Origin of the sequence: Agromyces litoreus (assembly GCF_040496015.1) — a bacterium.
Taxonomy (GTDB): Bacteria; Actinomycetota; Actinomycetes; order Actinomycetales; family Microbacteriaceae; genus Agromyces; species Agromyces litoreus.
In genome coordinates this window covers 1-13,292 of record NZ_JBEPKA010000006.1, presented here as the reverse complement: position 1 = coordinate 13,292, position 13,292 = coordinate 1, and the positions used below count along the sequence as shown (strand labels likewise).

At 68.3% G+C, this 13,292-nt stretch carries 13 protein-coding genes; 8 read left to right on the top strand and 5 right to left on the bottom strand.

From position 1 onward, the window contains the following. The first annotated feature begins 67 nt into the window (after positions 1–67). Both ABME01_RS06295 and glpK read left to right on the top strand, forming a co-directional pair. Entirely contained in the window at positions 68–793 is a 726-nt protein-coding gene (locus ABME01_RS06295; RefSeq protein WP_436407413.1) for an MIP/aquaporin family protein, read from the top strand. 115 nt (positions 794–908) lie between these two features. Continuing rightward, complete coding sequence (gene glpK / locus ABME01_RS06290) at positions 909–2,423, top strand: glycerol kinase GlpK (RefSeq protein ID WP_353827523.1); 1,515 nt, start codon at positions 909–911, stop codon at positions 2,421–2,423. A 93-nt stretch (positions 2,424–2,516) separates the two neighbouring features. On the opposite strand, the gene trpD is transcribed toward glpK, so the two are convergent. Beyond that, the gene (trpD, locus tag ABME01_RS06285; protein ID WP_353827522.1) at positions 2,517–3,569 is read right to left on the bottom strand and encodes an anthranilate phosphoribosyltransferase; all 1,053 of its coding nucleotides are present in this window, start codon (positions 3,567–3,569) and stop codon (positions 2,517–2,519) included. A gap of 130 nt (positions 3,570–3,699) precedes the next feature. On the opposite strand from trpD, the gene ctaE reads away from it, so the two are divergent. From ctaE to ABME01_RS06255, 6 genes are all read left to right on the top strand, one after another. After that, on the top strand, positions 3,700–4,338 hold the full coding sequence (gene ctaE / locus ABME01_RS06280) for an aa3-type cytochrome oxidase subunit III (RefSeq protein WP_353827521.1): 639 nt from the start codon (positions 3,700–3,702) through the stop codon (positions 4,336–4,338). Between the two features lie 51 nt (positions 4,339–4,389). Further along, a complete protein-coding gene (qcrC, locus tag ABME01_RS06275; protein WP_353827520.1) occupies positions 4,390–5,181 on the top strand; it encodes a cytochrome bc1 complex diheme cytochrome c subunit in 792 nt (263 codons plus the stop codon). Positions 5,182–5,211: 30 nt separating this feature from the next. Next, complete coding sequence (gene qcrA / locus ABME01_RS06270) at positions 5,212–6,288, top strand: cytochrome bc1 complex Rieske iron-sulfur subunit (RefSeq protein WP_353827519.1); 1,077 nt, start codon at positions 5,212–5,214, stop codon at positions 6,286–6,288. Next, positions 6,285–7,889 carry a cytochrome bc1 complex cytochrome b subunit gene (qcrB, locus tag ABME01_RS06265; RefSeq protein ID WP_353827518.1) on the top strand — a complete coding sequence of 535 codons (1,605 nt, stop codon included), beginning with the start codon at positions 6,285–6,287 and terminating at the stop codon, positions 7,887–7,889. The genes qcrA and qcrB overlap by 4 nt, the downstream gene beginning before the upstream one ends. A 32-nt stretch (positions 7,890–7,921) precedes the next feature. Then, on the top strand, positions 7,922–8,773 hold the full coding sequence (locus ABME01_RS06260) for a putative RNA methyltransferase (RefSeq protein WP_353827517.1): 852 nt from the start codon (positions 7,922–7,924) through the stop codon (positions 8,771–8,773). A 76-nt stretch (positions 8,774–8,849) separates the two neighbouring features. Beyond that, positions 8,850–9,503 carry a class I SAM-dependent methyltransferase gene (locus ABME01_RS06255; protein ID WP_353827516.1) on the top strand — a complete coding sequence of 218 codons (654 nt, stop codon included), beginning with the start codon at positions 8,850–8,852 and terminating at the stop codon, positions 9,501–9,503. A 56-nt stretch (positions 9,504–9,559) separates the two neighbouring features. Here the strand turns inward: ABME01_RS06255 and ABME01_RS06250 are convergent, their stop codons facing one another. From ABME01_RS06250 to ABME01_RS06235, 4 genes are all read right to left on the bottom strand, one after another. After that, positions 9,560–9,982 (bottom strand): cytochrome c oxidase subunit 4, encoded by a 423-nt coding sequence (locus ABME01_RS06250; RefSeq protein WP_353827515.1) that lies wholly within the window; start codon positions 9,980–9,982, stop codon positions 9,560–9,562. Continuing rightward, on the bottom strand, positions 9,983–11,716 hold the full coding sequence (gene ctaD / locus ABME01_RS06245; RefSeq protein ID WP_353827514.1) for an aa3-type cytochrome oxidase subunit I: 1,734 nt from the start codon (positions 11,714–11,716) through the stop codon (positions 9,983–9,985). It abuts the gene before it with no gap. Next, positions 11,713–12,615 carry an aa3-type cytochrome oxidase subunit II gene (gene ctaC, locus ABME01_RS06240; protein ID WP_353827513.1) on the bottom strand — a complete coding sequence of 301 codons (903 nt, stop codon included), beginning with the start codon at positions 12,613–12,615 and terminating at the stop codon, positions 11,713–11,715. The genes ctaD and ctaC overlap by 4 nt, the downstream gene beginning before the upstream one ends. A gap of 200 nt (positions 12,616–12,815) precedes the next feature. Next, complete coding sequence (locus tag ABME01_RS06235; protein ID WP_353827512.1) at positions 12,816–13,166, bottom strand: HesB/IscA family protein; 351 nt, start codon at positions 13,164–13,166, stop codon at positions 12,816–12,818. Between the last annotated feature and the right edge of the window lie 126 nt (positions 13,167–13,292).

The window sequence follows — 13,292 nt, the reverse complement described above, 5'->3', positions numbered from 1 at the left end:
AAAGGATGGGAAGGTCAACGTGGACAATCTCGGAGTGCTGTTCCTCTCCGAACTCGTCGGCACCGCGATGCTGGTGCTCCTCGGGTGCGGAGTCGTGGCCAACGTGGCCCTGGTCAAGAACAAGGGCTTCAACGGCGGATTCCTGATGGTGAACATCGGCTGGGGCCTCGCGGTCTTCGCCGGCGTCATCGTGGGCTACGCCTCGGGCGCGCACATCAACCCCGCCGTCACGCTCGGACTGGTCGCCAACGGCGCGACCGAGTTCGGCAACGCCGGACTCGGGACGACCGCTCCCGTGAATGCGCTCACGGTGCTCACCTATATCGGCGCGCAGTTGATCGGCGCCATCCTCGGCGCGGTGGTCGCGTGGCTCGCGTACAAGCAGCACTTCGACGAGGAGCCCGAGCCGGCGACCAAGCTCGCGGTGTTCTCGACCGGTCCTGCGATCCGCAGCTACGCGTGGAACCTCGTGACCGAGATCATCGGCACGTTCGTGCTGGTGTTCGTCGTCATCGGCTTCGGCCGCAACGGCGACGCCTCGGGCCTGGCCGCGCTCGGCGCGCTGCCCGTGGCGCTGCTGGTCATCGGCATCGGCGCCTCCCTCGGTGGCCCGACCGGCTACGCGATCAACCCGGCCCGCGACCTGGGCCCGCGCATCGCGCACGCGATCCTGCCGATCGCGGGCAAGGGCGGCAGCGACTGGAGCTACTCCTGGGTGCCCGTCGTCGGCCCGATCATCGGCGGCGTGCTGGCCGGGTGGGTGGCCCTGATCGCCCTCCCCGTCCTGACCTGACCTCGCCGGGGGCCGGTCGCCTGACCGGTCCCCGTTCACGCCCGGACGTCCCGACGAGGCCACTCGCCGGCGGACGGGCGGATCCGACCATTGCGACAGAGAGGACGCATCGGACATGGCTGACTACATCCTGGCGATCGACCAGGGAACGACGAGCACGCGAGCGATCATCTTCGATCACTCGGGCTCGATCGTCTCGACCGGGCAGCTCGAGCACGAGCAGATCTTCCCCAAGGCGGGCTGGGTCGAGCACGACCCCATGGAGATCTGGAAGAACACGCGCGAGGTGATCGGCCAGGCCCTCGGCAAGGCCGACCTCACCCGTCACGACGTCGCCGCGGTGGGCATCACCAACCAGCGCGAGACCGCGGTCGTGTGGGACAAGAACACGGGCGAGCCCGTGTACAACGCGATCGTCTGGCAGGACACGCGCACCCAGCCGATCGTCGACCGCCTCGCGGCCGACGGCGGGGTCGAGCGCTTCAAGCAGGACGTGGGCCTGCCGCTCGCGACGTACTTCTCGGGCACCAAGATCGTGTGGATCCTCGAGAACGTCGACGGCGCGCGCGAGAAGGCGGAGGCCGGCGACCTGTTGTTCGGCACGACCGACTGCTGGGTGCTCTGGAACCTCACCGGCGGCGTCGACGGCGGCGTGCACGCGACGGATGTCACCAACGCGAGCCGCACGATGTTCATGGACCTCGAGTCGCTCTCCTGGCGCGACGACATCCTCGAGACGTTCGGCGTACCGCGCTCGATGATGCCGGAGATCAAGTCCTCCTCGGAGGTCTACGGCAACGTCGAGTCCTCGAGCCTGCTCCGCGAGGTGCCGGTTGCCGGCATCCTCGGCGACCAGCAGGCCGCGACCTTCGGCCAGGCGGCGTTCGACCAGGGCGAGTCGAAGAACACGTACGGCACGGGCAACTTCCTGATCTTCAACACGGACACCGAGATCGTCCACTCGAAGAACGGGCTGCTCACGACGCTCGGGTACAAGCTGGGCGACGAGCCCGCGCACTACGCCCTCGAGGGCGCGATCGCGGTGACGGGGTCGCTCGTGCAGTGGCTGCGCGACAACCTCGGCATCATCTCGAGCGCACCGGAGGTCGAGGAGCTGGCGAAGTCCGTCGAGGACAACGGCGGCGCGTACTTCGTGCCCGCCTTCTCGGGGCTCTTCGCCCCGTACTGGCGTCCGGATGCGCGCGGCGCGCTCGTGGGCCTGACCCGCTACGTGAACAAGGGGCACATCGCGCGGGCGGCACTCGAGGCGACCGCGTTCCAGACCCGCGAGGTCCTGGATGCGGTGAACGCCGACTCGGGCGTCGACCTGACCGAGCTCAAGGTCGACGGCGGCATGATCGCGAACAACACGCTCATGCAGTTCCAGGCCGACATCCTGGGCGTGCCGGTCGTCCGGCCGGTCGTCGCCGAGACGACCGCGCTCGGCGCCGCGTACGCGGCCGGCCTGGCCACCGGGTTCTGGTCGGGTCTCGACGACCTCCGCGCCAACTGGCAGGAGGACCGTCGCTGGGAGCCGCAGATGGACGCCGACGAGCGCGAGCGTCAGCTCCGTCTCTGGAAGAAGGCCGTCACGAAGACCTTCGACTGGGTGGACGACGACGTGCAGTGATCGCCTCCTGACCGACGGGGTCCCGCTTCGGCGGGGCCCCGTCGTCGTGCGGGGCGGCTCCCCGCCGATCGGACGGAGCCGCTCCCCCGTGGGTCAGCGCCGCGTCGCGGTCACCCACTCGTCGAGCTTGCGCGCCGCGGCGCCGCTGTCGATCGCGCCCTCGGCGACGGCCATCTTCTCGTGGAACCGCTCCAGGATCGTCCGCTGGAACTGCGACGGATCGTTCGCCAGCTCGAACGCGACGAGGCCCGCCGCGGCATTGAGCACGACGATGTCGCGCACCGGCCCGCGAGCCCCGCCGAGCACCTCGTGGACGATGGCCGCGTTGTGCTGCGCGTCCCCGCCCTGGAGCTGGTCGATGCTCGCGCGTGGGATCCCCAGCTCGCGCGGGTCGAGGTCGTGCTCCTTGACCGTGCCGCGGGACACCTCCCAGATGTGGCTGTGGCCAGTGGTCGTCAGTTCGTCGAGCCCGTCGTCCCCTCGGAACACCAGCGCGGTCGCACCGCGCGTCTGGAAGACGCCGACGATGAGCGGCACGCGGTCGAGCTGCGCCACGCCGACCGCCGAGGCCTCGGGTCGGGCGGGGTTGCACAGTGGGCCGAGGAAGTTGAAGACCGTCGGGACGCCGAGCTGGGAGCGGACCGGGCCGGCGTGCTTGAACCCCGGATGGAACGCCGCGGCGAAGGCGAACGTGATGCCGGCCTCGTCGAGCACCTCGGCGACGCGGGGAGCCGACATCGTCAGGTCGACGCCCAGCGCGCCGAGGACGTCGGACGAGCCGGACGCCGAGCTCGCGGCGCGGTTGCCGTGCTTCACCACGGGGACGCCCGCCGCCGCGCAGACGATCGAGGCCATCGTCGAGACGTTCACGGTGCCGAAGCGGTCGCCGCCCGTGCCGACGATGTCGAGCGCCATCGGGTCGACCGTGAGCTCCACCGCGTGCTCGAGGATGGCGTCGCGGAACCCGACGATCTCGTCGACGGTCTCGCCCTTCACCCGGAGCGCCACCAGGAAGGCGGCCAGCTGCGCGTCGGTCGCGACGCCGGTCATGACCTGCTCCATGCACCAGGCGGCATCCGACACGCTGAGGTCTTCGCCCTCGAGGAGGGCGTTCAGGACATCCGGCCAGGTGCGCGTGGTGGGCATGGGAATGATCCTATCCGCGTCGTTTCCGGGCGTTTTCACGGGTTGCGACCAGCCGGACGTCGGCCTCGTCGGCGACAATCGTGGGATCCGGACCCGCCCCGTCCGAAAACACGTCCGAGGATCAGCCATAATGGTGTCTGTGACGAGCACCTCAATGACGTTTCAGACGAGCGCGCCCGCGATCAAGCGGCCGAACACCGTCGCGGTCGGCACGATCGTGTGGCTTGGCAGCGAGGTCATGTTCTTCGCGGGCCTCTTCGCGATCTACTTCACGCTGCGATCGACGTCCCCCGAGCTGTGGGACTTCGAGGCGGGCCGACTCAACGTCCCGTTCGCACTCGTCAACACGCTGATCCTCGTCGCGTCCTCGTTCACGTGCCAGTTCGGCGTGTTCGCGGCCGAGCGCATGCAGCCGCACCGCACGAGCTGGAAGCTGCGCGACTGGGGCATGGTCGAGTGGTTCTTCGTGACCTACGTCATGGGCGCGATCTTCGTCGCCGGCCAGTCGCTCGAGTACGCCCAGCTCGTCTCCGAGGGCATCGCGCTCGACTCCAACGCCTACGGGTCCGCGTTCTACCTCACCACCGGCTTCCACGCACTGCACGTGACCGGCGGACTCCTCGCCTTCCTCCTCGTGCTCGGCCGCGTCTTCGCGGTCAAGAACTTCGGCCACAAGGAGGCCACCAGCGCGATCGTGGTGTCGTACTACTGGCACTTCGTCGACGTGGTCTGGATCGGACTCTTCCTCGTCATCTACGTCCTCAAGTAGCCCGTGTCAGGAGCGCCAGACCCCGCAATGTCCGTGAACAGGAAGAGATCAATGAACCGCTCGAAGCGACGCACCGGCCGCCGGCACCCGCTCGCCACCGCCGCGCTGCTCGCGCTCGGCCTCGTGTTCACCGGCGGTGCCTACGCCGCCCTCAGCACCACGACCGCCCAGGCTGAGGCCTCGCCGACGTCGCAGACGACGATCGAGGAGGGCAAGAAGCTCTTCCAGGCGAACTGCGCCACCTGCCACGGCCTCGACGCGCAGGGCACGTCGGAGGGTCCGAGCCTCATCGGCGTCGGTGCCGCCTCGGTCGACTTCCAGGTCGGCACCGGCCGCATGCCCATGCAGATGCAGGGTCCGCAGGCCGAGCAGAAGCCGGTGCAGTTCACCGACGAGCAGGTCAAGCAGCTCGCCTACTACGTCGCCTCGCTCGGGCCCGGCCCCGACATCCCCGCCGACAGCCTCGTCAACGGCGGCGGCGACGCCGCCAACGGCGCCGAGCTCTTCCGCGTCAACTGCGCGATGTGCCACAACGTCGCGGGCGCCGGCGGCGCCCTCACCGAGGGCAAGTTCGCTCCCCCGCTGACGGATGTCTCGGGCGTGCACATCTACGAGGCCATGGTCACCGGCCCGCAGAACATGCCGGTCTTCAACGACCTGAACATCACGCCGGAAGACAAGCGCGACATCATCACCTACCTGCAGTACGTGCAGGACAACCGTTCGCCCGGCGGATTCGAGCTCGGCTCGCTCGGCCCGGTCGCGGAGGGTCTGTTCATCTGGATCTTCGGTCTCGGCGCCGTCGTCGCCCTCACCGTGTGGATCACGGCGAAGTCCAACTAGGCCGCCCCGAAGAAGCGAAGAAGGAGAACCATGGCACAGGACGACCACAGCGGCACGGAACTCGCCGCTGCCGACTCGTCGCACGCCGAGACCGTCCCCGCCGTCAAGACGGGCACCGCCCTCGTCCAGACGGACGTGTTCGAGAACCCCGGCTTCCCGCCGCACCGCCCCCGGGTCACCGATGAGGACCCGAAGAAGGAGAAGCGGGCGCAGCGGACGGTCTACACGCTCTTCTACCTGTCGATCCTCGGCAGCGTCTGGGCCATCGCGGCCTACATGCTCTTCCCGATGGAGTCGAACAACGTCGGCGACGTCCGCCTGAACAACCTGTTCATCGGTCTCGGCGCCGCGCTCGCCCTGCTCGGCATCGGATTCGGCGCCGTCCACTGGGCGAAGGCCGTGATGACCGACATCGAGCTCGTCGACGAGCGCCACAAGATCGGCGGCAACGAGGTGGCCCGCGAGGGCGCCGTGCAGGTGTTCCAGGACGCCGATCGCGAGTCCGGCTTCACCCGCCGGGCGGCGATCCGCAACAGCCTCATCGGTGCGCTGCTCGTCTTCCCGCTTCCCGCCGTCGTGCTCTTCCGAGGCCTCGCCCCGCAGGACGAGAACCCGGTCGAGCTGCTCAGCCACACGATGTGGAAGGAAGGCGCCCGCCTGACCCTCGACCCGTCGGGCGTGCCCATCAAGGCGGCTGACGTCACGATCGGCAGCGCATTCCACGTCATCCCCGAGGGCCTCGCCGAGCTGCACCACGGCCGACTCGAGGAGAAGGCGAAGGCGGCAGTCCTGCTCATGCGCCTGAACCCCGAGGAGCTCAACGAACTCCCCGAACGCGCGTCCTGGTCGTACGACGGCATCGTCGCCTACTCCAAGATCTGCACCCACGTCGGCTGCCCGGTCGCCCTCTACGAGCAGCACACGCACCACCTGCTCTGCCCGTGCCACCAGTCGCAGTTCGACGTGGCCAACCACTGCGAGGTCATCTTCGGCCCGGCCGCCCGGCCCCTGCCGCAGCTGCCCATCACGGTCGACGACGAGGGCTACCTCGTCGCGCAGAGCGACTTCTCCGAACCCGTGGGCCCGAGCTTCTGGGAGCGTCATTGAGCACCGCAACCACCCGCGCACCGCAGCGCCGCACCTTCACGGCGGCCGCGTCGAACTACGTCGATGAGCGCACCAGCATCTCGACGTTCGTCAAGGAGCTGGGCCGCAAGGCCTTTCCCGACCACTGGTCGTTCCTCCTCGGCGAGGTCGCGCTGTTCAGCTTCCTCGTCATCCTCATCACGGGTACGTTCCTGACGTTCTTCTTCCAGGCCTCCATGGCCGAGGTCGAGTACGAGGGCTCCTACGTGCCGCTCAAGGGCGTCGAGATGTCGGTGGCCATGGCCTCGACGCTCGACATCTCCTTCGACATCCGCGGCGGCCTGTTCGTGCGCCAGATGCACCACTGGGCGGCGCTCATGTTCGTCGCCGCCATCGGCCTGCACATGCTCCGCATCTTCTTCACGGGTGCGTTCCGCAAGCCGCGCGAGCTCAACTGGGTCATCGGCTTCGTGATGTTCATCCTGGCGATGGGCGAGGGCTTCACCGGCTACTCGCTGCCGGACGACCTGCTCTCGGGCAACGGTCTCCGCATCATCGACGGCATGATCAAGGGCATCCCGCTCATCGGCACGTGGACCTCCTTCCTCCTCTTCGGCGGGGAGTTCCCGGGCACCACGATCGTCGGGCGCCTCTACACGCTCCACATCCTGCTCCTGCCGGTCATCCTGCTCGCGCTCATCGCGCTGCACCTGATGTTCGTCGTCGTGCACAAGCACACGCAGTACGCCGCACCGGGCAAGACGCAGATGAACGCCGTCGGCCCGCCGATCCTCCCGATCTACGCGGCGAAGGCCGGTGGATTCTTCTTCCTGGTGTTCGGCGTCCTCGCGCTGATCGCGTCCCTGTTCACGATCAACCCGATCTGGAACTACGGCCCCTACGACCCCTCCCCCGTGTCGGCGGGTACGCAGCCCGACTGGTACATCGGCTTCGCGGACGGCGCGCTGCGCCTCATCCCGCCGGGTTGGGAGTTCGTGCTGTTCGATCGCACCTGGTCGTTCAACATCCTGGTGCCGCTGGTCGGACTCGGGCTGTTCATCGCCACCGTGCTCATCTACCCCTTCATCGAGGCGTGGGTCACGGGCGACAAGCGCGAGCACCACATCGCCGACCGTCCGCGGAACGCGCCCACCCGCACCGCGATCGGCGCCGCCGGCGTCACGTTCTACGCGGTGCTCTGGGCGGCGGCCAGCTCCGACCTCATCGCGACGCACTTCAAGCTGACGATGGAGGGCGTGATCCACTCGCTCCAGGCCCTGCTCATCCTCGGGCCGATCGTCGCCTACTTCGTCGCGAAGCGCGTGTGCATCGCGCTGCAGAAGAAGGACCGCGAGATCGTGCTGCACGGCTACGAGTCGGGACGCATCGTGAAGCTCCCCGGCGGCGAGTTCATCGAGGTGCACCAGCCCCTCGATGAGTACGACCGCTGGAAGCTCGTGAGCTACGAGTCGTACGAGCCGCTGATGCTGCGTCCGAACGAGCGCGGCAAGATCACCGTCGGCCAGCGACTGCGTGCCGGCATGTCGCGCTGGTTCTTCGAGGACCGCATCGCGCCGGTCACGAAGGGCGAGCTCGAGGCCGCGCACTCGCAGCACCACTGATCCGCACAGCACCTGGGTTCGGGCACCGCGCCATGTCGATCGACTCGACGTGGCTGCGGTGCCCGAACTGTCTCCTCGACCTCGAGTCGGTCGCGGATCGCGTCTACGGTTGCGCGTCCGGCCATCGCTTCGATCGTGCCAAGCACGGCTACCTCACGCTGCTGCCACCGCGTGCTCCTCGAACCATCGGCGACGATCGCGAGATGCTCACCGCACGCGCGGCGCTGCTCGACCGCGGGGCGTTCTCGCCCATCGCCGACGCGGTTGCGGCGATGGCCGCTGCGGCGGCCGTCGGCGACGCCGAAGGGACGCGCCGCATCGCCGACCTCGGCTGTGGAACCGGGTACTACTCGGCGCGGTTGAGCGATTCCGGTCCCCCGGCCGGGCTGCTCCTCGCCGACCGCTCCCCCGACGCCGTCAGGATGGCGCTGCGGGCCGCGCCGGGCAGTACGGGCGTCGTCCTCGACATCTGGCGCCCGTTGCCGCTGCGAACCGGCAGCGCCGACGTGATCCTGGACATCTTCGCGCCCCGGAACCCGACCGAGTTCGCACGCGTGCTCCGACCCGGCGGGCGCCTGGTCGTGGTCGTCCCTCGTGCCTCGCATCTCGCCGAGCTCCGCGAGGAGGGCACGCTCCTCGACATCCCCGCCGAAAAGGCTGCTGCCGTCGCCGACCAGCTCCGGCCCGCCGGTCTCGACGTCGTCGACTCCGCTCACGTGACCCACCGTCTGGTGGCCGACGGCGCCATGCGCGACGCATTGCGCGGAATGGGCCCGACAGCCCATCACGCGGCGACGTCCACTGCAGCGCCGGAGCCGACGACCGGCGATGAGCGCGTCGTGACGGTCGACGTGGACGTGATCGGATTCGCGCACTCCGCCTGAGCGCGCTGCACCTCGACGCCCGTCCACGTGACCGACGTCATGTCGGGGTCGCGGCCGACCGGAGCATACTGAGGTCATGGACGACTGCTGCGGTACCGGCCAGGCACGCTATGCCGCCGTCTTCGACGCGCGCTTCGCACGAAGCCTCGCGCGCAGGTACCGGCGGAAGGGACTGACCGCCCCCGAGCAGCGCATCGTGGACCGGATCACGGCAGCCGGGGTCGCCGACGCGAGCATCCTCGAGGTCGGTGGCGGCATCGGCGAGATCCAGCTCGAGTTGCTCCGGCGCGGCGCGGCCTCGACCACGAACCTCGAGCTCTCGGGCGCCTACGAAGCGACGGCGAAGCGGCTGCTCGACGAGCTCGGCGCCGCGGACCGGGCGCATCGGTACGTCGGGATCGACCTCGCCGCCGGCGGCGAACACCTCCCGGCCGCGGACCACGTCATCCTCCACCGGGTCGTGTGCTGCTACCCGCACGCGGCCGAACTGCTCTCGGCGGCCGCCACCCACGCGCGGCGCACCGTGGTCTTCAGCCATCCTCCGCGAACCTGGGTCGTCCGGGTCGAGGTCGCGTTGGGCAACCTGCTCATGCGGCTGCGGAATCGCGAGTACCGCGGGTACGCGCACCCGCCGGCCGACCTCTACGCGGCGCTCCGTTCCCGGGGACTCGAGCTCGACGACGTCGTGCGCGCGGGCCGCTGGCGCGTCGTCAGCGCCTCCCGACCCTGAGCACGACGAAGGCCCCCGCGCCGGTGGCGTCGAGGGCCTTCGTTGAGCTGTCGGGCTCAGCGGGCGAAGTTGCCGCGATAGTACTCGTAGACCCAGCCGACGAGGCTGATCAGGGCCGGGCCGAGGGCGAGGAAGGAGATCCACACGCCGACGGCGAGTCCGAGGAAGACGAGCGCCGCCGAAGCGGCGAGCAGGATCGGCCACCAGCTCCACGGGCTGAAGAAGCCGAGTTCCGCATCGCCGTCGTCGATGTTCGCGTCGAGGCGGTCCTCGGGCAGCTCACCGCCCTGCTCGTTGTGAACGCGACCCAGGTAGAACGCGATGAACGCGCTCAGCACGCCGCTGAGCAGGATGGCGACCAGGCCGACCCACTCCGGCTGGTTGACGGGGCTGTCGATCATCGTCCAGACGATGTACACGGCACCCGACAGGGCGAAGAACCCGGCGAGGACCCAGAACAGGACGACATTTACGCGCATCTACTTGACTTCCTTGGTCTCGGCGTCGATGACGGGGGCGTGCGGAGCGTCCTTCGCCGGCCCGATGCCGACCGGGATCCCGGCCTCCGGGTGGTTCAGGTCGAACGCCGGGCGCTCCGAGCGGATACGCGGGATCGACGTGAAGTTGTGTCGCGGCGGCGGGCAACTCGTCGCCCACTCCAGCGAACCTCCGTACCCCCACGGGTCGTTCACGGTCACCTTCGGGGCGCGTCGCGCCGTGAGGTACACGTTCAGGAAGAACGGGATCAGCGAGATCGCGAGGATGAACGCGCCGATGGTGGAGAGCTGGTTCATCCACGTGATGTTGTCCTCCGGCAGGTACGAGTAGTACCGGCGCGGCATGGCCACGACGCCCAGCCAGTGCTGGATGAGGAACGTCGTGTGGAAGCCGATGAACAGCAGCCAGAAGTGCCACTTGCCCAGCGTCTCGTTCAGCATCTTGCCGGTCCACTTCGGCCACCAGAAGTAGAAGCCGGCGAACATCGCGAAGACGACCGTCCCGAAGACGACGTAGTGGAAGTGCGCGACGACGAAGTAGGTGTCGGAGACGTGGAAGTCCAGTGGCGGGGAGGCGAGGATGACACCCGTGAGGCCGCCGAACACGAACGTGATGAGGAAGCCGAGCGACCAGATCAACGGGGTCTCGAACGTGATGGAGCCCCGCCACATCGTGCCGATCCAGTTGAAGATCTTCACGCCCGTCGGAACCGCGATGAGCATCGTCATGAGCGCGAACCACGGCAGCAGCACCGAACCGGTGACGTACATGTGGTGCGCCCACACCGTGACCGAGAGGGCCGCGATCGCGATGGTCGCGTAGACCAGGGTCTTGTACCCGAAGATCGGCTTGCGGCTGAACACCGGGAAGATCTCCGACACGATGCCGAAGAACGGCAGCGCGATGATGTAGACCTCGGGATGGCCGAAGAACCAGAACAGGTGCTGCCACAGGATCACTCCGCCGTTCGCGGCGTCGTAGATGTGCGCGTTGAAGACGCGGTCGGCGGCGGCCGCGAGGATGGCGGCGGCGAGGACCGGGAACGCCATGAGCACGAGGATCGAGGTCACGAGGGTGTTCCACGTGAAGATCGGCATGCGGAACATGGTCATGCCCGGGGCGCGCATCGTGACGATGGTCGTGATGAAGTTCACCGCGCCGAGGATGGTGCCGAAGCCCGAGAGCCCCAGGCCCAGCATCCAGAGGTTGCCGCCGATGCCCGGCGAGAACGTCGTGGAGGCGAGTGGCTGATAGGCGAACCAGCCGAACGACGCGGCGCCCTGCGGGGTGAAGAAGCCGGCCACCGCCATGAGCGAACCGAAGTTGAACGCCCAGTAGGCGAACGCGTTCAGGCGCGGGAACGCCACGTCGGGCGCGCCGATCTGCAGCGGCATGAGGACGTTGGCGAAGCCGGCGAACAGCGGCGTCGCGAACATCAGCAGCATGATCGTGCCGTGCATCGTGAACAGCTGGTTGTACTGCTCACGGGTCTGGATGACCTCGAGGCCGGGCTCGAACAGCTGCGCACGGATGATGAGGGCCATCACGCCCGCGATGCAGAAGTAGACGAAGGAGGTGATCAGGTACAGGTACCCGATGACCTTGTGGTCGGTGGAGGTGATCCACTTGACGAGGACGTTGCCCTTGCGCTCGACCGAGGCGGCGCCGAACGGCTGCGACGCGGTGGGGCGAGCCGGTGCGGTGGTGGTGCTCATTCGCCTTCGTGCTCCTCTTCCAGTTCGGGCGCGCCCGTGCCGGGCAGGTTGGTGTTCCGGTCGTACTCCTTGGAGAGCTGACCGTCGTTGCCGTCTGCGCGCAGCGAGTCGATGTAGGAGTCGTACTCGTCCTGCGAGACGACCTCGACGTTGAAGAGCATGAGCGAGTGGTACTCGCCGCACAGCTCGGCGCACTTGCCGGCGTAGGTGCCCTCGCGCTCCGGCACGAACGACATGTAGTTCGTCTTGCCCGGGATCATGTCCTTCTTGTAGAGGAAGTCGACGACCCAGAACGAGTGGATGACGTCGCGCGCCTCGAGCGCGATCTCGACGTTCGCGCCGACCGGGAGCACCAGCGTCGGCAGCTCCTCCTGCTTGACCGAACCCGCGGGGCCCTCGTCGTCGAGCTGCGCCTGGATTCCGGCGGAGTACACGTCCTCGTTGACGTAGTTGAAGTCCCACGCCCACTGCTTGGCGATCGCCTCGATCTTCACGTCGATCTGGTCCTCGGGGAACCGCGCCTCGATCGCCTGCTGGTCACGCGCGGTGAAGGCGAAGAAGCCGAGCACCAGGATCAGCGGGATGACGGTGTAGAACACCTCGATCGGCATGTTGTAGCGCAGCTGGACCGGCAGGCCGGTCTGGCCCTTGCGGCGACGGTACGCGATCACGGCCCAGATGGTCAGGCCCCACGTCACCACGCCGACGACCAGGAGGACGATCCACGACGTCACCCACAGGCCCGAGACTCGCTCGGCGTGGTTGGTCGTGGGCGGCTCGCCCTCGACGAAGCCGGGAAGGAATCCGTTCAGCTGAGCCTGCGTGCATCCGGCGAGGACGAGACTGAGCGTCGCTGCGATCGGAACAGCAGCCCATCGGAGACGGCGATTGTGACGCACCGGTGACCTTTCGGGAGATTCGAAGGCGCCTCTCAGCGAGGCGCATTGATCAGCCCTAGCCTACTCCGACTCGACCCCCGGCTCGTGCACCATCAGCGCGCGTTCAGGCGGATGTGCTGCGAAACGCCCCGTCGGCGGGCGGAAACGCGACGAGGGAGACCGCCGAAGCGGTCTCCCTCGTGTGGTGTGCTCGGGGGCGATCAGTGGAACGAGTCGCCGCACGCGCAACTGCCCTGCGCGTTGGGGTTGTCGATGGTGAAGCCCTGCTTCTGGATCGTGTCCTCGAAGTCGATCGTGGAGCCGTCGAGGTACGGGACGCTCATCTTGTCGACGACGACCTCGACCCCGCTGAAGTCGACGACGGCGTCGCCGTCGAGCAGGCGCTCGTCGAAGTAGAGCTGGTAGATCAGGCCGGAGCATCCGCCGGGCTGGACGGCGACGCGCAGGCGAAGGTCGTCGCGACCCTCCTGCCCGAGGAGGCTGCGCACCTTGTCGGCGGCCGGCTCGCTCAGCTTCACGCCGTGGGTTGCTTCGGTGATCGTGTCGCTCATATCGCTCCTCGTGGACGGTCGGATGTTCCGATGATACCCGCGTCCGGTGGGTGTTCCCCCTGAGCGCGGCGGATCCGTGGGGGGGCCCCCGGGGGCCCCCCCCCCCCCCCCCCCCCCCGGGGGCGC